We start from the raw sequence: 19,763 nt of genomic DNA, 5'->3' as shown, positions 1-19,763 counted from the left end.
TAAATATATATTTTATCACACTTTAGCGGAACACTGAATTAAATGTTAGTCCCAATAGCCTATCTTAAGAAAAAACCACGGCGTTTTCCATCGTTTCGTTCGCCCTTAATGTCCCCTAATAGCTCAGCAATTACATCTGCCAACTTCCCTTTTTGTAAAAATGGATCTTGCTGACACGGTAAATTATAAACCCTATCTATACCTAAAGAATTTCGCAACAGTTCAACAGATTGCTGTTCAGCAAGTGGTAAACCCACTCTCCAATCCCGTTCAGGCTGCAGCCCCTTCCTCCTAATCCATAATAAAGTTTCCTCCAGTCGCCAATCTGCGCCAGAAGCAATTAGAATGGGAATATCGCTATGTTTGATTTCTTCCAGCGCTCCATCAAATCCACCCGTGCCCAGATCTAATACCACAAATTGATAAGCCCCTCTCATAAGCTCTGCTACATCCCCATGGTGAGGTCGCTTCCAGTAATGAACCTTCCTCCAGGAAAATACAGACTCAGAGCTCTCAGCAGGAACTGAAGCGCTCTGCACATCAAGCAAATTGTGCATGCGATCATAAACCGATGAATCCGGTGATAGATCAACCCAAGCTGTTGAACCAATCTGTGCCAGATAACTGCTAATCGCAAATGAAGTATGTGTTGTTCCAAGCCCCGGCCCTACTCCAAGTAAGGCAATCACTTTAGCTTTCCGTTTATCAACTGCTAGGGGTACAGACACTGCTGAATGATTACCTTCATCCATATCAGCCTCCACGTGAACCAGTGCTTGAATAACAGCTGTTGCCTCCTGATATCTTTCCTCCGGATGTGGCCGTAATAAACGTCTTATTATCGGAATAAAAGCTGCGGGAACTTGGTCACGCAACTTATTTTCCATTCCTGACTCCCAGTGGCTGCATAATCCTCCGGTAGCCATATATAAAAGCAACGCACCAAGACCATATAAGTCAGAAACCGGTTGACTCTGCCCATTCCCATACTGCTCAGGAGCCGCGAATCCTACTGTACCAAGCTTCACCGTATCTTCAGCGATGCCTTTTCTAAAATTTCGAGCGATTCCGAAGTCGATTAACATTAATTCTTTTTGCTTAGTTAACATAAGATTGGAGGGCTTTAAATCACGATAAACAATGGGCGGATGATGACCATGCAAATATTGCAGGACTTCTAAAAGCTGTTTAGCAATTTGTAGGATGAATTCACAAGGCAAAGGTCCGGGATTATCCCTCATCAGCTGACTTAAAGTTATCCCTTCAATATAATCCATGACTAAATAAGAATACCCTTCTTTATCCGAAAGATAGTAATCAACAATACGTGGAAGCCGCGGGTGATCCAGCCCCATTAGCATCTCCGCTTCCGCTTCAATGTCCGAATGCAGCGTTGCTGAGCTAACACTTTCTTTTACAGCCCAACGTTTCCCCTTTAAACGCAGATCCTCCGCAAGATAAACAATACTCATTCCACCTGTTCCAATCTGGTCAATAATTCTGTATCTGGCGTCCATTATCTGCCCTACCCCAAGCTTCGATGCAAAATTCACTGAACTTCCCCCTTTTTCACATAAAAAAAAGAGAAAGCTTCCGCCATTAACGTTGTTACCGCAGATTACGATAACGTTAATAACGGGATGCTTTCCCTTAAGATTTTTAAATTAGGATCTTACCTAGTATTTAATCATATAAAGCGTGATCTCGTCACGATTATGAAACAGCTGCTTAGCCCGCTGAATCTGCATACGTTCGCCCTCAAACATTGCAATGATCTCTTTGATCATCGCTAGAGGTTTCTTATGCATCAGCTTTACGGTCACAATCGCTGTTCCGCCTGGTGACAGGCTGTGCAGCAGCCCGGTTACAAGCTTTGCCATCAGCTTAGGACTCCAGCTCATATCACATACAAGCAGATCAAATTCATTATCGCGGAATTTCACTTCTCCGGCATTTTTGCGCAGGATCTTCAGACCCGGGTAATTACGCAGCGATTCATGCATCAAAGCAGGGTCAACCGCTGTTACCTTCATCCCACGCTCCAGCAAGAAAGAAGTCCAGCCCCCTGGAGAGGCGCCAATATCAAGCGCATTACGGAAGCTGTAAAAAGGAATAGCGAACTCCTTCTCCGCTTCCATCAGCTTGAACTTAGCACGTGAGATTTGTCCGTCTTCCTTGCGGAAGCGGATTGCACCGCCATTCCAGCCGGATAGATTCTCTTCTGGTCTGGACACTCCTGCATATAAGGCATTCCCGTCTGCGTAGACAGAAATGACCCATGCCGGATCTTGTACTGTAAATTCTGCACCCAAGCTTTGCAATTGCTCCTGCAGCCATTCACGAAGTTCGCCCGGACTTTCCTGCCAGAAGGAAGGATCCCCTTTACGAACATTTAGGGATACTTTCTCCCCCTCTAGCTCACTGCGGCGGCTTAAATACACAGCCAAACGCTGTAGTGCTTCCATGGTTCCTTCATCCTGGAACTGCACAGGCTGTATATGACGAAGGAAAATGGGCAGATTCTGTGTGAGCAATCGTGATACTTCCTCGGGTTCAGACTGCAGGGTGGCGAGAAAGATTTCTCCCGGCAACAGCAGCGTACTCTTCACTGCGCCGAACAAGCGCCGAAGCTCTTCCTGAGCATATGGCGCAAAGCCGTGATTAGCTGTACAAATATATCGGGAGTACACTATTTCTTCCGGAGCAGTGGTCTGCTCTTCGTTATCATGTCTTAATTCGTTCAAATCGTTTTGCCTCCAGGTCTAATTTTAATCCAGGGACGACCGCTATCCCATTCTACATCAACAGGAATATCATAGGTGGCCAAGATCATTTCTTTGGTTAATACTTCTTCTTTCGGTCCGGAACCAGCTAGCTTACCGTCGCGAATTAAAGCAACATGTGTAAAAAGCGGGACAATTTCTTCCACATGATGAGTTACATAAACAACGGAGACATTACGTTGTCTCAGCTTATCTACTTCAGCCAGCATTTTTTCTCTTTCGTACAGATCAAGACCTGCACAAGGCTCGTCCATAATCAGTAGTTTGGGGTCAGCCATAAGACATCTTGCCAGCATTGCTTTTTTTCGCTCTCCCTGTGACAAGGTTCCAAAAGGATGAAGTGCCATATTGCCCAGATTCATATCCTCTAGCAAGCGGATTGCCTTCTCCTTCACTTCGTGTGGAATGCTCTCGTAGAAACGCAAATAAGCGTAAGCTCCTGTAGCGACAACCTCCCACACCGGATCATTTAAAGACATCTTCTCCATTAAGGAAGGACCAATATAACCAATTTCTTTACGAACCTCGCGTAAATCACATTGACCATATTTATTCCCCAATACCTCAACAGTTCCTTTGCTCGGGAATAAATAACCTGTCATAATCTCCAAAATTGTTGTTTTGCCAGAACCATTCCGTCCCAAAATGACCCAGTTTTCGCCTTCCTTAACTTCTAAGGACACATCGTCCAAGATTAAGCTTTCTTCTCTGCGCAGAGATAAATGTTGTAATGAAATGATCATGATATAACACTCCTTATGTATTCCAGAATCCGCTCAACTGAAACCATTGAATAATAAATATGCGGATCCTCAATCCGGTCAGCAGAAGCCACTAGTAGAGCAGGAACACTGGTAATACGGTATTGTTGTACCAGATTAGGCAACATGTTCACATTTCCAGCAACCATTTGGAGTTCAGCAGGCAACAGATGTGCCGCCACTTCCAACATGCGTTCTGTAGCCTTACAGGTACCACACAGCGGAGTATGCAAAAACACTACCAGCGGTTCTCCCGGTCTCGTGAGTATCTCCAGTAAATCCGCTTCGTTCATTTCCTTCATTTTAGTCCCGTCTCCCCAGCGATATCATGAAGCTTATCAGAACTCAGGGGACCATTAAACAAGCGCATCCCCTCAGGTTTAGCCGTGTATAAGATTTCATACATTTCTTTTCTCCCTAAAACGCTGGAGGTGTGTAGATAGATTTCACAGGGGTACAGTCCTTCCAGAACAATCCGTCTAGCCACTTCCCCACCTGAATAATCATCCGGTCCCATATCATAATCTAACGATAAAATACCGACCTCACACTCACGCAGCATCAGAAGACATTCTTCTGTTGTCCGGGCTAAAGCAAATCCAAGCCGACCTTTACGGAGATCGTCCATATAGATATGAATCACTTTCTAGCCCCCGCTTCAAACCAACTGCGAACAGTAGCTATTTCATTCCGATGACTGCCATCTGGACCCTTTTCAGTTTCCAAAACAACAGATGTTTTACGTAATGGATCAGAAGTTATTAAGCTTTCAAGACCCTTTTCGCCGATAAAACCTTTTCCTATTCCAGCATGCCGGTCCCGTCTTGAACCAAAGGGAAACTTAGAATCATTAAGATGAACAGCTACAAGATGCGGCCAAAATCCAAGCTGGTTTCCTCGTTCAAGCAAGTCTTCCGTATGCTCAGGATTCCAAATTCCTGCTGCAAAAGCATGACAGGTATCCAGACAAAATCCAATCTTCTCGGGAAACTGGCTAAGCTCACGAACCTTCACCAATTCTTCAAGTGTAATCCCTTCGGTACCATGGTTGCCCGCTTGATTCTCAATTAGCAGCTTGGCGTTACCTTCCCAGGACTGCAGCGTCTCATTCATACATTGTATAATATTTTGATAGCCTTGTAACGGCTCCATTCCAGCAAAATGTCCAAAATGAACAACAATACCTAAGGAACCACAGGCTTCAGCAATTTCCAGATCATTAAGAAGGGAGTCTACATACACCTTTCGAGGGGTAGCGTCATCCCTATTCGCAGCCATATTGATTGCATAAGGGGTGTGGGCGATAGAGGTGATCCCTTTTTCTTGGCAAAAGAGTGCACAATCCCTTGTATCTCGAATATCAACCGTCTTTAACTTCAGACTGCGCGGATTTTTCGGAAAATATTGAAAACTTGTTGCACCGCTCTCCCAAGCCAATCGGGCAGCTCTCCCATATCCACCACGAATGCTGACATGAGCCCCTATTTTGGGTTTAGGCTTCATGCTGACAGTCTGGGCAATAAAATACCTTGCGTCCAGACAGCTCTGTTTTGATAATCGTTCCCCCATCGCGTAGGCAAGGCTCGCCCTCACGGTCATAGACTTTACATTGATCATTATAGGAACCCGTAACCGTGTCACCAGTCATAAACGGCATTTCCATGTATCCGCCGATCTCTGTCGCATCAGTTAATACTTTTTGAATGCTTTGATACAGGCGGGAAATGGCTTCAGGTGATAAATTTTGTACTAAAACTGAAGGCAGAAGCCCTGCGTCAAAAGCAATCTCATCCGCATAACAATTTCCAATACCCGCCATTACATGCTGATTCACTAACAGACTTTTTAACCCACCACGCCGCCCTTTTAATATTCCTGCAAAACGTTCCGGCGTCATCCGTCGATCCAGCAGCTCAGGTCCAAGCTTACCCATCGTTGCTTCGCTTTCCTTCACGGATACTAAATGTAAGAACCCTAACCGCAGGCCCATAAAATAAAGGATCTGATCACCAAATGCGATTTCTACTTGCGTATTACGATCCGGCCGCTCTTCTTCTGAACCATAAAAAAGCAATCCACCCAGCATTAAATGCAATAGTAATCTTCGTCCATCATGGAGATGAAACAAAATGTACTTGGCGCGCCGTTCTACAAAAACAACACGCGCACCGATCAAGGCATCAATGAAAGCTTCTGTTTCCATGTTAATTGTTTTTTCTCTGTTCACAATTACATTAGTTATCGGAACATTTATAATACGCTGGCTAAGCAGCTGTCTATAATTCTCCATTTCCGGCAATTCTGGCATACTCATCGTCCCCTCTAAGTTGGTGAAGTAATAAGACCCTAGCTATTATACACCGAGAAACATTTTAAGTTCAGCTAAATCGGCACATATTTCATCGGGAGTGATCCCTGTGATACTTTTATAGTGCTCTAGATTCTCTGTAGTGGTTAATCCGGTAAGAACAAGGATTGTAAGACAGCCCGCATTAACACCGGCAGCGATATCCGTACGCATATTATCCCCAACAACAGCAGCATGTTCAGGTTGAATTTTCAGAAGATCTGTCGCATATTTGATCAGATGCGATTCAGGCTTACCGATCACTACTGGCTTCACACCACTGGCAGCCTCAATTGCTGCACCGATCGTACCCGCACCCGGCATAACCCCATCATCTGATGGTAACATTAAATCTGGATTGGTGAGCACAAACTTTGCCCCGCTCAAAATCCAACGCGAAGCTTGAGCTAACGAAGCATAATTAAAAGAACGATCGATACCTTGCACCACATAATCAGGGGATTCTGTGACGATTTGGAGCCCTGCCTCAATGCAAGCCATACGCAGTCCCTCTTCTCCAAGTATCGCCACTGTAGCCCCAGGTGATTCCTCAGCTATGTAACGTGCGGCTGCCATAGAAGAGGTACATACCTCCTCAGCTTTCGCCTCAATTCCCATTCCACTTAAGTGGGCAGCAACGTTAGCTGCCGTACGCGATGAGTTATTGGTAACAAATAAAAAAGGGATATCCGATTCACGAAGAGCCTTTATCAGCAGATCAGCACCGGGAATCATTTTATGCCCATGGTACAATGTACCGTCTAGATCAATCAATAATCCTTCAATTTGTTCCATCACTAACCCCTCAGTTTCCATAATAAATTTAATTAATATAATAAATAAATAATAGTATTAACAAACTCGCAGCCTTTGCCCTGCTTGGATTTACAGGCATACTCAAGCCCTTTAGGTGGAAGATATCACCTACTGATTTTCGGCAATATGTCCAGCCATTCGTTCGTCTTTTACTCCGTGATTACTTTAAATCTAACACACTTCGTCGAATGAAATCGAACAAGCGTCCCATCCAGCATTTTTTAGCATAGCACTGTCATTTCCTGCGCTTTCCCGGAAAATAATCATTCCCCCTATTGCCCATTTAGTCTGCGAGGTACCGGATATGCATTAAATTCCTCAGCTAATAATGTCTCAGGGAATATGAGTTCAGCTTCCTCAAGCAAAGGAATTAACTCTTCATGCGAGCTGTAACGAGAACTGAAATGAGTCAGCAACAGCTGACCTGCTTTGGCTTCTTTTGCTAACTCTGCAGCCTGACGCGCTGTACTGTGATGATATTGATACGCCATGTCAGCCAGATCATGGGCGAAGGTTGCTTCATGAACAACAAGGTCTGCATTAAGAGAGAGTTCTAAGGCTCCCGAACAAGGTCTTGTATCCCCAAGGATAGTAACAATACGTCCTCGTTTAGGTTCCCTGACAACATCAGCAGCACAGATTCGTACACCTTCATCCGTAACAACATCTTCACCTTTTTTTAATTTCCCATAAATCGGTCCCGGTTTTAAACCATAACTCTTAAGCAATTCCGTATTGAGGCTTCCGGGACTATCCTTTTCCGTTACCCGGTAGCCATAGCTGTCAATGCGGTGCTCAAGTAATGCAGCTTCAACTTTAAAGCCATCATCCTCGAATATAGTTCCTCCTGTATGCTCCACAATCTCAATCTTATAAGGAATTCGGGATTGGCTCACAGCTAAGGAGATCTCTAGGTATGCTTTTAATCCAGGGGGGCCGTACACCGTTAACGGCGCTGTCCCTCCCTGATAACCACGACTTGATAATAGACCTGGAAGACCAAATAGGTGATCACCATGCAAGTGGGTAATAAATAGTTTTTCCAGCTTTCCTAGCCGAATCGGTGAACTAAGAACCTGATGTTGTGTACCTTCCCCACAATCGAACATCCAAATACTGCGACGTTCTTCCAGCAGTCGTAATGTAACGGACGTTACATTACGTTGTAGCGTTGGTACACCTGCATTAGTACCTAAAAAATATAAATCCATTCTTTTTCCTCCCTTCTACTTATTGGCTCAACCATCTCTTTTCAATTCTAAACGACCTTCTTCCAGCAAAAAACCCCCCAGTTACGGGAGGTTCCGCTGAAAGGGATACAATCCCCTACAGACCAGGTATATAAATGAAAGAATTACAGCTTCTCTACATTAAAATACTGCGCTTCTGGATGGGCAAATACCATAGCCGAAACGGAAGCTTCGGGCTCCATCATAAAGCCTTCTGTAAGGTGAACACCGATATCCTCCGGAGATAACAACTTAAACAGTGGACCTTGATCTTCTAAATCCGGGCATGCAGGATAACCAAATGAAACACGGATCCCTTGGTATCTTGCCCCATGTCTTTGCTTCATCGTCATATCCGCCGGATCTGGGAAACCCCAAGTATCGCGCATCATATGATGGACACGTTCTGCCAGTCCTTCTGCCACTTCAAGTGCAACCGACTGCAAGGCGTGTGAACGCAGATAATCTCCGCTTTCTTTCAGCTGAGTAGACAATTCACGTACACCGTGACCTGCTGTTACAACTAGGAATCCAACATAGTCCATAATACCACTGTCAACAGGTTTCAAGAAGTCCGCCAAGCACAGATGAGGCTCTACCCCTTGTCTTGGGAAAGTAAAGGTATGCAGGATCTCGGACGTATTCTGTGGATTATACACTATAATATCATTCCCTTGCGATTGTGCAGGGAAGAATTGATACATAGCATGTGGAGTAATGGTACCCTCTAGCATCGCTTGATGGAGAATATCGTCTACGGTACCCTTCAGTTCAACAGTCCGCTGATCTCCAGCAGCTAATTGGGCTTCTACAGAACCCCGTAACCCCAAATGATGACCCAGCAGCATTTGCATATTCACATAGGGGATAATATGCCCCAATGGATAGTTACGCAGTACGTGGCGTTCTAAATCCGGTGGAACAAAAACAGGTGCATCTGGAGATATTTTGGAACGCACTGCTCTGGTTAGTTTCGGCAGTTCTTGCTTAGGCGCAACCGCAACCGCTGCTTCTGCCTCCACACGAATTTCCTCGGCAATCTTCTTCCGTTCTTCAGGGTTCATAAGCCGATTGGCAATATCCAGCCCGTCCATAGCGTCCTTAGCATACAATACTAGGCCGTCATATTCTGGACGAATACGGGTCTTCGTAAATTTACGGGTCAAAGCTGCGCCGCCAACCATAATCGGAACATCGATCCCAGCTGTACGTAAATCCTGAGCGGTGAGCACCATCTGCTGAGCAGATTTTACAAGCAGCCCGGACAATCCTATCGCATCAGCTTTTTCTCGACGGAAGGCTTCGATAATGGTCTCTGGTGGTACTTTTATACCCAAATTAATGATCTGATAACCATTGTTGGAGAGGATGATCTCCACTAGATTCTTACCAATATCATGTACGTCCCCTTTTACGGTCGCCAGCATAATTTTTCCTTTAACCGCTGTCTCATCCTTCTGCATAAACTGCTCTAGGTGATTCACAGAAGCCTTCATCACTTCAGCGCTTTGCAGCACTTCAGCAACAATCAATTCATTATTATTAAATAACCGGCCGACTTCCGACATCCCTGCCATCAGCGGTCCATTGATGATCTCCAGCGGACCAGATTTAGTCAATGCTTCATTTAGATCAGGAATGAGTCCTTCCTTCGTACCTTCAACCACATAGGAGGCTAAACGTTCTTCAAGTGACAGGTTGGAAATCTTCTCTTTTTTCTCTACTTTTTTACCACGGAAAGCAGCTACAAAAGCAGAAAGCGTCTCATCATTCGTATTATAAATCAGTTCCTCAGCAAGATGACGTTCTTCGGCAGGAATGGAAGCATACCGCTCCACTTTCTCTGTATTTACGATCGCATAATCTAATCCAGCTTTTGTACATTCATAAAGGAATACTGAGTTCAACACTTCACGTCCCGCTTCCGGCAATCCAAAGGAGACGTTGCTGATGCCCAAGATCGTATGAACACCTGGAAGTGCTTCCTTGATCAAACGAATGCCGTCAATCGTTTCTTTTGCTGAACCGATATATTGTTCATCTCCGGTTCCTACAGGGAACACCAGCGTGTCAAAAATAAGATCTTCTCCTGCTAAACCATACTTGTTCACTAGCAAGTCATAGGAGCGTTTAGCCACTTCCAGTTTATCTGTCGCCTTAATTGCTTGTCCCGTCTCATCGATGGTACCCACAACAATAGCTGCACCATATTTATGAATGATCGGCGTCACCAGCTCGAATTTTTCTTCACCATCTTCAAGGTTAATAGAGTTAATTATCGCCTTACCTTGGCAGTACTGCAAAGCTAAATCAATAACCTTAGGATCGGTAGTATCGATCATCAGAGGTACTTTAACCTTTTTCACAACCAGTTCTAAGAAAAGCTTAATATCTTCAATCTCATCGCGGTCAGGGTCTTGTACACACACGTCAATAACCTGTGCCCCACTCTTTACCTGAGCTCGGGCAATTTCTGAGGCTTCCTCATATTTACCTTCGACGATAAGACGTTTGAATTTACGAGAGCCAAGTACATTCGTACGTTCACCAACCATGTAAGGACGGTTGTCGTTCTCAATATAGATAGGCTCAATACCTGAAAGTGCAGGTGGATGATTACCTGCCAGCGGGCGTGGAGGATATTCGGAAAGTGCTTCCTTCATCGCACGGATATGCTCTGGTGTCGTTCCACAGCAGCCCCCCGCAATATTCAGCCAGCCTTTTTCAGCAAAGGCTGCAATCTTGCGAGCTAAAGAATCTGGAGATTCATGATAATGTCCATTCTCATCCGGCAATCCTGCGTTTGGATAACAGCTCACGGCTGCCGAGGAGATCTCCGAAAGCGAACGAATATGATCCCGCATGAACTCTGGACCAGTCGCACAGTTGAGGCCCATAGAGATAGGCTTCAGATGTTCTAATGAGATATAAAATGCTTCAATATTCTGACCCGCCAGTGTAGTACCCATTGGTTCAATTGTTCCTGAAATCATAACCGGTAATGTGATGCCAGTCTTTTCAAAAGCATTACGAATACCAATACTTCCAGCTTTAACGTTAAGTGTATCTTGAGAGGTCTCCAGCAGCAAAACATCTACTTTACCGTCGATCAATGCCACTGCTTGTTCCTCATAGCTATCAACTAGCTCTTGGAAAGTAACGCCTCCAGTTACTGAGAGCGTTTTTGTTGTTGGACCCATAGCCCCCACGACGTATCGCGGACGGTCAGGTGTGTCATATTTGTCTACTGCTCTGCGGGCCAACTCTGCTGCCGCTAGATTGATCTCACGTGCGCGCTGAGGAATATCATATTCAGCTAGTACAACAGAGGTTGCACCAAATGTGTTAGTCTCAATGAGATCAGCCCCTGCTTCGAGATACTGCTCATGAATCGTCTGAATGACTTCTGGACGTGTTAATACCAGCATTTCATTACAGCCATCCAGCTCATCGCCACCAAAATCTTCTCCAGTAAGAGGCACCTGTTGGATCATTGTGCCCATTGCGCCATCAAGGATCAAAATCCTTTGTTGTAAGCTTTCCTCAAGTGTATATTTAGCCAACTAATAGTCCCCCCAGTAAAACATTAGAGTAAGTTTAGCAGAATAAAGGAATTTCGAAAAGCCTTCCTTTCCACTCTGCTTTATCTGTTATTGCTCAGCAACCGTTGTGAACCTTTGAATCATGGTTTCACAGACAGCTCTTTGCTAGGCATAGAGTGCTGTGTCCGGGCTGTCACATGTGAAGTGACATTATATTGTCCTTCCTTTTCAAGGGTCCCTTCTGCTTGATAGACTCCTTTACCTATTAGCTTTCCCTTAAGCTCTATTTTCTGTCCCTCATCATTTTTATTCACAATTTCGAACAGAACCTCTTTTGCATCATCTACTGCCTCGTTATCTTGGGTCACCACAGCTTCAAAGGTTACCTTTTGATTTACAACAACTTCTTCAGGACTCCATTGTAGTTCGACTTTGATAGGTTCCATAGACATGTTCATATTCATGTTATGTATTTCTGAATGCTTGGTTCCATTTGAAGAACATCCACCTAGTACTAGAAGTGTTGCACCTAATAATACAGCGACTAATTTCTTCGATCTCATCATTTGGAGCCCTCCCAATCATTATCGAATAATAAAAATCTACCAATTCATGTTATACATCTCCATCTATTATACACATTATTATTGGTTTTTCAGTATTTTGCATCAATTCCGCATTAGACTTGTGACTTAAATCATTTACTTAAAAATCTAATGAAATCCTTATGTTAGTATGTATGTACAGAAAAGCAGCGAGTTTCTTAGGATCTCAGAAACTCGCTGCTTTTATAAAGTCTTTATGTTGGAGCTAATAGCTCTGTATATCTTACAAGGATTGAACTAGTGGAAGAAGCTCCTCAAGGTGATTGATTTCATGATCCGGATGAATATCAAGACTAGGTGCTCTACCTTTTCTATTAATCCAGACCGTGGTCAACCCTGCTGCCAGCCCCCCACGGATATCCGTTGTAAGCTTATCGCCGACCATAACCGCTTGCTCAGGAGTTACATCAAGAAGCTCTAAAGCATGCAGGAAAATTTCCTTATCCGGTTTGCCTTTACCAAAGCTTCCGGAAATCACAATATGATCAAAGAAAGGAATTAACTCTGGCACACCATCTAGTTTTTCTTGTTGCAGTGCAGGACAACCGTTCGTAAGTAGCAAAAGCTTCACTTGACCCCGTAACTGCTCCAGTACATGCATTGTTTCTTCATAGATGTATGGACGTTTTCTGCGCTCTGCTGCGAATTTAGTTGCCAAGGTCTCAGCTAGTGCTTCGTCTTCCACCCCTAAGGTTGCAAGTCCGCGACGCCAAGACTCTTTACGATAAACCGGTGCAAGCTGCTCCAATTGACGGAATTCTGGCTGTTCACCTGCCGTAAAGTTAGCCCAGAGTGCTTCATATGGATTAATTCCGATCATCTTTGTAAATGGGAACGTCTCATAAGATTCATACAAGCTACTTGCTTCCTTACGAACTGCAACTTCTAGTTCTTGTGGATCAATCGTATCCCCGGCGGCTTCACAAGCAGAACGAAATGCTTCTTCGACGCTCCGATCATCCCACAGCAATGTATCATCAAGGTCAAATAGTACAGCAGAAATTGGCATTACAGGTCTCCCTCTCCCTTTAACTGGTCTAGTTCTATTCGTGAACTACTTCAATGTTGTGAGCTTTAGCAAATGCTTCTAATCGTGTACTCATCGCATTAGTATCATAGCGATTCATAAGTCTTGTGAAAATCCATTTCGTACGTTTCCCTTTGTGCTTAATGACTACAGCTCCACGCGAAAGGGTGATTTTCTCAATATCTGCAGCTGGAAGCCCGCGTTCGCGATTGAATTTAATAGTAGACAGTCTTGCTTTTTCCACCTTCAAGTACGGACGACGGAAGAACAATAGCGCTGCCAGCAAATAGTACAGTACTACTCCCAACCAATTAGCCAGCATGCCGTTTCCTTTGGCCTGATCAATAGAACCAACTACCCAAAACATAGTGCCAAGTATCACTAACACTACCGGAAATGCAATGTTGCGACCTTTAAAGACTTCGGCATTCTGGGTAGGAGATTTAGAGGCATAAATCGTATCCTTGCCTTGTTTCTTTCTTTGCTTGTTGATTTGCTGTGTGTTGCGTTGAACCATTCTTTCCCAAGAACGGGCCATGTGCGTTCCCCCTAGTCATCCTGAAATATCTATGAAAAGGAACAGCGAGCTAATGTTAAAGCCCCTTGTTACCTTGTTCATGCTCATCGTTATCTACTACTTCAATAGTATTTAATTGTGCTCGGAAGTTATTGCGGATATTCCCCAGGTAAATTTCACGAAGCTTGGCGCGTTCCGCCACTTCCTCTTGATTAAGGCCTACGCTCTTCTGTTTGCGTGCCAATTCGTTAATTCGCGCGACCAACTCATCAATATTCAATACTTTCCCTCCCCCTATAAATTAATTCTAACTCTGCCATGAGAAAAAGAGCTTGTCAAGGTCTACTCCCTGCAAGCTCTACTGGTCATTCTATTATGTTCTCAGAAAATTAATAAATAGGTAAAGTAAGTATGTCTCCAGCGTTAATTTGACTACTCTTAATCCCACTTGAACGTTTAATTCCTTCTATATAAACAACTGTCTTCATATCAGCCGGTTTATTCTTAAGGGCAATACTCCATAGTGTATCTCCACGTTCAACCACAATCCGCTTCTCTTCCTTCATTATAGTCGTCGATCCTGCAAATACACTTCCCACTACTGTTAGGCCAGAAAATACTAGCACGATAATCAATATTAACTTAATAAAGAAGTCCTGACGGAACAACGAAATCATCCCTCCTAGCAAACGTTCCGTTATCTCTTTCACCTTAGCGGAATTACGGGCAACGTCATTATGTCCTAAAGATTCAACCACTGGGGCCTTATCGTAGATGCTGCGATATGTACTGTATTTTAGCATAATTATCATCCTCCAAACACTTGTTCTTACTTTCGAATTCATAATAACACGAACATGTGTTTTGTTCAATACTATTTCAGAACAATTGTTCTCTTTTTTTCGAGAGACTCAAGTGGTACATTTTATTATCATTTGTCTACCATTTTTTAACTCTAGCAGATTAATATTTATAATAGTTAGAACTTATGTTTGTGCGAACGGTAGTTCTATGTTATAATTTTCCCAAACATTACTATATGGGGTTGATTCCAATGTCAAAGATTTCAAGTCGCCAGCTGGCGATCCTGGAATTTATACGAAGCGAAGTCCGCAGCAAGGGTTATCCACCTTCCGTCCGGGAAATTGGAGAAGCTGTTGGCCTTGCTTCCAGCTCCACAGTTCACGGTCATTTGGACCGGCTTGAGAAGAAGGGACTTATTCGTCGAGATCCAACGAAGCCACGTGCAATAGAATTACTAGGCCAAGAGGATTCAGAGAATGTTCACCAATTCGCCCAGACCATCTCACGGATTCCTGTCGTAGGTAAAGTTACCGCCGGGGTACCTATCACTGCTACAGAGAATATCGAGGACTACTTCCCACTTCCTACTCACTATGTAGGTGACAACAAAGTATTTATGCTGTCAGTTATGGGTGATAGTATGGTGGATGCTGGCATTATGAATGGTGATTATGTAATTGTTCGCCAACAACAAACAGCGGACAACGGAGATATCGTTGTAGCCATGACTGAAGAAGATGAAGCAACCGTTAAGACCTTTTACAAGGAACGTGATCATATACGGCTTCAGCCGGAGAATCCAGCTTATGAGCCTCTTCGCCTTAATCGCGTAACTATTCTCGGAAGAGTCATCGGATTGTTTCGAGATATCCACTAAGTATGCACTCCTACCATAAAAGGCTGTTCCGCAAATGCGGAACAGCCTTTTTTCTGTGTATTTTGCTTTCTCAACCACTAACGAACATTTGTTCTCGTTCGCTAAAATGGGCATTTTCTATGAATAACCGTTTAGGCGTTCTGCTCATATCCTAATTAGAAAGGAGTGTTGTGCATAATGCCAAATTACCGAATTATTGTAGATCTGACCCAACGAATGTTATATCTTCTGGACAATGATATTGTGATTAGAGGTTTCCCTGTCGGCATTGGTAAGATGTTAACCCAATCCCCAGTGGGAGAATTCACGATTATTAACAAACAACCCAATCCAGGCGGTCCCTTTGGTGCCTTTTGGATGGGACTGTCTAAACCACACTACGGGATTCATGGAACGAATGATCCTTCCTCCATTGGGAAAGAGGTATCCCACGGCTGTATCCGGATGTACAACGAGGATGTGTTAACACTCGCAGCTATCGTCCCTATAGGAACACGAGTAACGATAAGGAATTGAATTCGCTGAGGACGTCACAGCCCCCAAATCACCATATACAGAATGGGGGTCATTACATAAGTAAGTATTTTTTCATTAGCATACTAGGAGTTTGGTGATTATATGTCGAATATTGTTAACAGGATTGCAAATTGAAAAGGATGTGTTTAGTTTTGAATAACTCAAAAATTAGAACCCTCGTCGATTTTAAAGTCGATGCACTGGGTAAGCTGTCCGGTTTACTTTTAAATGATGAACAAGCTAGTGGAAAAAAAGTGAATTTGCTCACCTCTTTTGGCAGCATTCAGGGAATCGTCTCTCCAGCCGTCTCCAACAAAGAGGATGTATTTGATTTAAAATCTTTGATGGATGATGTAATAGTAGACGAATACATATCTTATTTGGGAGCAGAACACCCTGATAAAAATTTCAGCTATAACTTTGTTGTCCTCAATGACGTTACTGTAAGACCTTATGCTAGTTATGGGACTCCGATCGAATACAAACAGCTGATTGTTTATACCGATCATATCACTGCCTTCAATTTTCTATAGGTTACATACTTACCTTAAAAAGCACCCTTGCAGCAACCCCCAATTTTGCGCCATTTGCAGAATCGGCAGGTTTCTCCGGGTGCTTTTTTTGGGCTAATTCCGAAGCCGATCCTATAATTCCACGAATTTCCCTTTTAAAAGATACTAGTGGGGATCATTCAGGCATATCTTTCAATAAGCAACAATTTGAGTCTAATGAGATAACTGGGAGGTGATTATATGCTGATTATCTTAGTGTACTTATTTGCTATTTTAGGAGTTGTTTTAATTCTAAGTGCCGCCATTATAAAATTGAAAACGCTATCCACTTCATCTGATATTTCTATGCTAGTTAATGCGGCTGCATCCTTTAACATCATTTTCACCAAAACATTCATTCCCCCCAATCAATCTCACTTGATCGCACTTAACGAACCTAATAAAAAATTAGCAATAGGCACCAGAAATCCGAAGAACAACAAAAAAGCAGTAGCAAAGCTATACTCTTTCGATAATGTAATGGGATCCGAGATTGTGGTTAACGCACTTACCCTTTCAAAAGTCTCCAAAAGACAACAAAACAGCAAAACAACTGCAACTAGTGCAGATATTAACGTCCTTAAGGAAGCTGATGAAGAAGCTAATGTGATAGAAGAACTCACGCTTAAAATATATATGAACAGCAAAGAAACGCCTGTGTATTGTATTTCCTTCTTGCCGGGTTTATTGCCTATTCAACAATCCGACAACCAGTACAAGGAAGCTTACTCCCAAGTACAACAATTGCATGCACTCTTCAGGTCAATCGTATCTGAATAATTAAGTTGTTATCGCCATACCTCTCATTTGATTTCGAAATAGAAAGAACCTAAAATTGCACACTAAACCCATCAAACTGGTGAATACCCGTACCATGTGCCACTACTTTTTGCTCACGTAACTCACGAACTGCCTTTTTGACCTCTTGTAAAATAGATGGATCTAAACCCAGCGTATTATGAGAGCCATATACTTGGGTAACCCCTGGAATTTCTGTAATCTTCTCTAAGGATGCCACTAAATCAACCGGACTAGTCGAAGGGTAAAAAGCATAGATTGGAGTAACGTCATACAATAAATCACCTGTAAACAGATATCCGTTGGCATGATCAAATAGGCTGATATGACCTGGCGAATGACCTGGTGTGTGGTAAATTTCTATTTCGCGCCCACCTATGTCGAGCACATCCCCCTCTTGTAAAAGAGCCGTTGGTTTCCCTTGAAAAGGTATGTAGGTGTTAGGATCAAAGGTTTCAGGAACAGGAAGGGTGATGTCTCGACTCATATCCTTTCGAATCTGGGCAAGGGACAAGCCTTTTATTCCGTTAATCAGCCAATCCTCATCCTCTTTATGAACATAGATTGTCTCGAATTGTCCGTGACTGCCAATATGATCTGCATGCACATGTGTAGTTATGACAGCGATAGGTAAATCCGTTAACTGATCCGTTATTCTTTTTATATTATCAATACCTAATCCCGTATCAATTAACGCGGCTTGTTTTTGCCCCAAGAGTAAAAAAGAATGCACCTTTTCCCAATGTCCATATTCACTGATTGCATAGGTGGTCGGATCAATTTCCGTTACTGTAAACCAACGATCTTTAATCAATTACGCTCCCCCATTCCATTTTTCCCTTACATGCTCTTCACCCTTATAATAATCCGCCTGTTCATCCGCTTGATAGATTTCTTGATAAGGCAAAATGTTGATTTTTCCAGAGTCTGGATATTCGCAAACATCTATTCCCTGATTCGTTCGGAGATCCAGATACCTGCATGGTGCATCCGTATGATTATAAAGCTGGTGCGCCCCTTCCGGTCCCATTTCAAAAAATATTACATCCCCTTCCGTAACCTCCGTAAAACCCTCGGGTGTTCTTAACATCGCTTTTCCCGCTAAAATCACAAATATCTCTTCAGCATTTCTATGAAAATGATAAGGATAAGAATATTTATCAGGATCTAAAGATCTGATATCAAAAACTAAATGCTTGGAGCCCACCATTTCAGCTAATCTTTCACTCGTATGCCAAGCAAACTCTGGGATCGGGGACTGTTTTTGAGTAAATGAGACCGTATTTTCATTAAAAATCTTCACCATCTGCAACATTCCTCCTCCTTATATTTTGCGTTCAATTACAACAAATAAAGAATCCCAGCTATAGCTAATGAAATAAGACCACCTAAAGCAGACCCATTCGCTACTTTGTTTTTAGCTTTACGGTCTTGCTTAGATTCCGAATAAAAGTTACCTCTTTGTTGTGTACCTGTCGTGAAGGCTCCAACACATATACCTGAAATTATAAAAAAGCCCAAGCCTATGTAAATAAAAATTTGCATGAACTTACTCCTTTGCAGGTAAGAATTAGTTATCTATATATAAGATATTTTAACATTAAATCCCTTTACTACACGCCATGACTTTCGGACCCATATGACGCTATTTGCTTATTTTCAGGCTTTGGAGCATGGTTTCGGACTCCATGGACCTCTGTCAAGAAAGTGGACAGTTACGCAACAGACATTCTAGTCAATTGCTCAGCAAAACGAACTGGAGAAAGATACCCCAGCGCGCCATGCATTCGCTTGCGGTTATAATAAAACTCAATATATTGAAAAAGTGTCTGGTAGGCTTGCTCCTTAGTTTTGAATCGTGGATTACAATAAATGAGCTCCTTTTTCAAAATGCTGTGCCACGACTCGATACAGGCGTTATCATAACAGTTACCTCTGCGGCTCATGCTGGACTCCATGCCATACGCTTTCAACTGCTTCGTATATTCATGAGAAGTATATTGAGAACCTCTATCGGAGTGATGTAATAGACCCTTTTCCGGTTGTTTAGCTTCGTAAGCATCTTGTAAGGCGCCCGAAATTAAGCTAGTTTCCATATGGTCCTCCAAGCGCCACCCCACGATTTCACGCGTGCAAAGGTCCATCACACTAGCCAGGTACAAGCGCCCTCCCCGGCAAGGAATGTACGTAATGTCGGTAACCCATACTGAATTGGGTTTGAGTATTTTAAATTGCTGGTTCAGCGTATTCGGGGCAATCGGATGGTCATGATTGGAGTCGGTGGTCTGTACGCGATACGTTTTGGAGACAATGGAGCGAAGCTTCATATGTCGCATGTACACACTCACCGTGCGTTCGGTAACGGTATAACCTTCTTGATGCAACAGGCGGGTGATCTTCGGACTCCCATACCGCTTTTGATGGTCTGCAAAATGATACTGAATTCGCTTCATTATCGCAGCCTTACGAAGCATATGCGTACTGGTTTTTTCTGTCCGCCACTTGTAGTACCCGCTCCGTGACACATGTAGGGTCATGCACATCTTCTCCAAGAGAAACTCGGAGCGATGTTTTTCAATAAACTGGAATC

At 43.3% G+C, this 19,763-nt stretch carries 23 protein-coding genes; 4 read left to right on the top strand and 19 right to left on the bottom strand.

Going from position 1 to position 19,763, the window contains the following annotated elements; translation table 11 throughout:
- Nucleotides 1-59: 59 nt before the first annotated feature.
- The 15 genes from MHH49_RS24115 to MHH49_RS24045 all read right to left on the bottom strand — a co-directional run bounded on the left by MHH49_RS24115 (nt 60) and on the right by MHH49_RS24045 (nt 14,430).
- Complete coding sequence (locus tag MHH49_RS24115) at nt 60-1,553, bottom strand: serine/threonine-protein kinase (RefSeq protein ID WP_081386913.1); 1,494 nt, start codon at nt 1,551-1,553, stop codon at nt 60-62.
- 123 nt (nt 1,554-1,676) lie between these two features.
- The gene (locus tag MHH49_RS24110) at nt 1,677-2,744 is read right to left on the bottom strand and encodes an SAM-dependent methyltransferase (RefSeq protein WP_036687700.1); all 1,068 of its coding nucleotides are present in this window, start codon (nt 2,742-2,744) and stop codon (nt 1,677-1,679) included.
- On the bottom strand, nt 2,741-3,526 hold the full coding sequence (locus tag MHH49_RS24105) for an ABC transporter ATP-binding protein (protein WP_282579836.1): 786 nt from the start codon (nt 3,524-3,526) through the stop codon (nt 2,741-2,743). Before MHH49_RS24105 ends, MHH49_RS24110 begins: the two co-directional genes overlap by 4 nt.
- Nucleotides 3,523-3,846, bottom strand: coding sequence for a thioredoxin family protein (locus MHH49_RS24100; protein WP_038571558.1), 324 nt, complete (start codon nt 3,844-3,846; stop codon nt 3,523-3,525). The genes MHH49_RS24105 and MHH49_RS24100 overlap by 4 nt, the downstream gene beginning before the upstream one ends.
- Nucleotides 3,843-4,187 (bottom strand): cyclic-phosphate processing receiver domain-containing protein, encoded by a 345-nt coding sequence (locus MHH49_RS24095; protein WP_341138552.1) that lies wholly within the window; start codon nt 4,185-4,187, stop codon nt 3,843-3,845. The genes MHH49_RS24100 and MHH49_RS24095 overlap by 4 nt, the downstream gene beginning before the upstream one ends.
- Complete coding sequence (locus tag MHH49_RS24090) at nt 4,184-5,047, bottom strand: deoxyribonuclease IV (RefSeq protein WP_036687705.1); 864 nt, start codon at nt 5,045-5,047, stop codon at nt 4,184-4,186. The genes MHH49_RS24095 and MHH49_RS24090 overlap by 4 nt, the downstream gene beginning before the upstream one ends.
- The gene (locus tag MHH49_RS24085) at nt 5,037-5,852 is read right to left on the bottom strand and encodes an Fpg/Nei family DNA glycosylase (RefSeq protein WP_094902408.1); all 816 of its coding nucleotides are present in this window, start codon (nt 5,850-5,852) and stop codon (nt 5,037-5,039) included. The genes MHH49_RS24090 and MHH49_RS24085 overlap by 11 nt, the downstream gene beginning before the upstream one ends.
- A 45-nt stretch (nt 5,853-5,897) precedes the next feature.
- The gene (locus MHH49_RS24080) at nt 5,898-6,686 is read right to left on the bottom strand and encodes a TIGR01457 family HAD-type hydrolase (protein WP_341138551.1); all 789 of its coding nucleotides are present in this window, start codon (nt 6,684-6,686) and stop codon (nt 5,898-5,900) included.
- A gap of 293 nt (nt 6,687-6,979) precedes the next feature.
- Entirely contained in the window at nt 6,980-7,918 is a 939-nt protein-coding gene (gene rnz / locus MHH49_RS24075) for a ribonuclease Z (protein ID WP_036687710.1), read from the bottom strand.
- A gap of 143 nt (nt 7,919-8,061) precedes the next feature.
- Nucleotides 8,062-11,439, bottom strand: coding sequence for a methionine synthase (metH, locus tag MHH49_RS24070; protein ID WP_445667572.1), 3,378 nt, complete (start codon nt 11,437-11,439; stop codon nt 8,062-8,064).
- A gap of 179 nt (nt 11,440-11,618) precedes the next feature.
- Nucleotides 11,619-12,044: a FixH family protein gene (locus MHH49_RS24065; protein ID WP_038571571.1), complete on the bottom strand. Its 426-nt coding sequence runs from the start codon at nt 12,042-12,044 to the stop codon at nt 11,619-11,621.
- A 262-nt stretch (nt 12,045-12,306) separates the two neighbouring features.
- On the bottom strand, nt 12,307-13,092 hold the full coding sequence (locus MHH49_RS24060) for an HAD family hydrolase (RefSeq protein WP_076141988.1): 786 nt from the start codon (nt 13,090-13,092) through the stop codon (nt 12,307-12,309).
- 34 nt (nt 13,093-13,126) lie between these two features.
- Nucleotides 13,127-13,648, bottom strand: coding sequence for a hypothetical protein (locus MHH49_RS24055; protein ID WP_036687716.1), 522 nt, complete (start codon nt 13,646-13,648; stop codon nt 13,127-13,129).
- 55 nt (nt 13,649-13,703) lie between these two features.
- The gene (locus MHH49_RS24050; protein WP_076141987.1) at nt 13,704-13,907 is read right to left on the bottom strand and encodes a DUF896 domain-containing protein; all 204 of its coding nucleotides are present in this window, start codon (nt 13,905-13,907) and stop codon (nt 13,704-13,706) included.
- A 109-nt stretch (nt 13,908-14,016) separates the two neighbouring features.
- Nucleotides 14,017-14,430: a LysM peptidoglycan-binding domain-containing protein gene (locus tag MHH49_RS24045; RefSeq protein ID WP_341138549.1), complete on the bottom strand. Its 414-nt coding sequence runs from the start codon at nt 14,428-14,430 to the stop codon at nt 14,017-14,019.
- A gap of 251 nt (nt 14,431-14,681) precedes the next feature.
- Here MHH49_RS24045 and lexA point away from each other — a divergent pair, with 251 nt between their 5' ends.
- The 4 genes from lexA to MHH49_RS24025 all read left to right on the top strand — a co-directional run bounded on the left by lexA (nt 14,682) and on the right by MHH49_RS24025 (nt 17,155).
- Nucleotides 14,682-15,308: a transcriptional repressor LexA gene (gene lexA, locus MHH49_RS24040; protein WP_036687720.1), complete on the top strand. Its 627-nt coding sequence runs from the start codon at nt 14,682-14,684 to the stop codon at nt 15,306-15,308.
- Nucleotides 15,309-15,485: 177 nt separating this feature from the next.
- Nucleotides 15,486-15,824, top strand: coding sequence for a L,D-transpeptidase (locus tag MHH49_RS24035; protein ID WP_036687722.1), 339 nt, complete (start codon nt 15,486-15,488; stop codon nt 15,822-15,824).
- A gap of 152 nt (nt 15,825-15,976) precedes the next feature.
- A complete protein-coding gene (locus MHH49_RS24030; protein ID WP_038571576.1) occupies nt 15,977-16,357 on the top strand; it encodes a hypothetical protein in 381 nt (126 codons plus the stop codon).
- Between the two features lie 219 nt (nt 16,358-16,576).
- The gene (locus MHH49_RS24025) at nt 16,577-17,155 is read left to right on the top strand and encodes a hypothetical protein (RefSeq protein WP_076273285.1); all 579 of its coding nucleotides are present in this window, start codon (nt 16,577-16,579) and stop codon (nt 17,153-17,155) included.
- A 49-nt stretch (nt 17,156-17,204) separates the two neighbouring features.
- Here MHH49_RS24025 and MHH49_RS24020 read toward each other — a convergent pair whose 3' ends face one another.
- The 4 genes from MHH49_RS24020 to MHH49_RS24005 form a co-directional block, all read right to left on the bottom strand.
- Nucleotides 17,205-17,987 (bottom strand): MBL fold metallo-hydrolase, encoded by a 783-nt coding sequence (locus tag MHH49_RS24020; protein WP_076098762.1) that lies wholly within the window; start codon nt 17,985-17,987, stop codon nt 17,205-17,207.
- On the bottom strand, nt 17,988-18,479 hold the full coding sequence (locus tag MHH49_RS24015; RefSeq protein ID WP_051491529.1) for a cupin domain-containing protein: 492 nt from the start codon (nt 18,477-18,479) through the stop codon (nt 17,988-17,990).
- Between the two features lie 35 nt (nt 18,480-18,514).
- Entirely contained in the window at nt 18,515-18,718 is a 204-nt protein-coding gene (locus tag MHH49_RS24010; protein WP_036687728.1) for a DUF5316 domain-containing protein, read from the bottom strand.
- A 170-nt stretch (nt 18,719-18,888) separates the two neighbouring features.
- Nucleotides 18,889-19,752: an IS3 family transposase gene (locus MHH49_RS24005; protein ID WP_244886534.1), complete on the bottom strand. Its 864-nt coding sequence runs from the start codon at nt 19,750-19,752 to the stop codon at nt 18,889-18,891.
- Nucleotides 19,753-19,763 lie beyond the last annotated feature (11 nt).

Source organism: Paenibacillus sp. FSL F4-0122 (genome assembly GCF_038002845.1).
GTDB lineage: Bacteria > Bacillota > Bacilli > Paenibacillales > Paenibacillaceae > Paenibacillus_AQ > Paenibacillus_AQ odorifer.
The sequence above is the reverse complement of the archived record's forward strand: the minus strand, read 5'-3'. Positions and strand labels throughout refer to the sequence as shown.

Coding starts and splice junctions, on each gene's coding strand:
- MHH49_RS24105 (WP_282579836.1), bottom strand. CDS start 3,526: ATGATCATTTCATTACAACATTTATCTCTGCGCAGAGAAGAAAGCTTA.
- MHH49_RS24100 (WP_038571558.1), bottom strand. CDS start 3,846: ATGAAGGAAATGAACGAAGCGGATTTACTGGAGATACTCACGAGACCG.
- MHH49_RS24090 (WP_036687705.1), bottom strand. CDS start 5,047: ATGAAGCCTAAACCCAAAATAGGGGCTCATGTCAGCATTCGTGGTGGA.
- MHH49_RS24085 (WP_094902408.1), bottom strand. CDS start 5,852: ATGCCAGAATTGCCGGAAATGGAGAATTATAGACAGCTGCTTAGCCAG.
- MHH49_RS24080 (WP_341138551.1), bottom strand. CDS start 6,686: ATGGAACAAATTGAAGGATTATTGATTGATCTAGACGGTACATTGTAC.
- rnz (WP_036687710.1), bottom strand. CDS start 7,918: ATGGATTTATATTTTTTAGGTACTAATGCAGGTGTACCAACGCTACAA.
- metH (WP_445667572.1), bottom strand. CDS start 11,439: ATGGGCACAATGATCCAACAGGTGCCTCTTACTGGAGAAGATTTTGGT.
- MHH49_RS24065 (WP_038571571.1), bottom strand. CDS start 12,044: ATGATGAGATCGAAGAAATTAGTCGCTGTATTATTAGGTGCAACACTT.
- MHH49_RS24060 (WP_076141988.1), bottom strand. CDS start 13,092: ATGCCAATTTCTGCTGTACTATTTGACCTTGATGATACATTGCTGTGG.
- MHH49_RS24055 (WP_036687716.1), bottom strand. CDS start 13,648: ATGGCCCGTTCTTGGGAAAGAATGGTTCAACGCAACACACAGCAAATC.
- MHH49_RS24045 (WP_341138549.1), bottom strand. CDS start 14,430: ATGCTAAAATACAGTACATATCGCAGCATCTACGATAAGGCCCCAGTG.
- lexA (WP_036687720.1), top strand. CDS start 14,682: ATGTCAAAGATTTCAAGTCGCCAGCTGGCGATCCTGGAATTTATACGA.
- MHH49_RS24035 (WP_036687722.1), top strand. CDS start 15,486: ATGCCAAATTACCGAATTATTGTAGATCTGACCCAACGAATGTTATAT.
- MHH49_RS24025 (WP_076273285.1), top strand. CDS start 16,577: ATGCTGATTATCTTAGTGTACTTATTTGCTATTTTAGGAGTTGTTTTA.
- MHH49_RS24015 (WP_051491529.1), bottom strand. CDS start 18,479: ATGGTGAAGATTTTTAATGAAAATACGGTCTCATTTACTCAAAAACAG.
- MHH49_RS24010 (WP_036687728.1), bottom strand. CDS start 18,718: ATGCAAATTTTTATTTACATAGGCTTGGGCTTTTTTATAATTTCAGGT.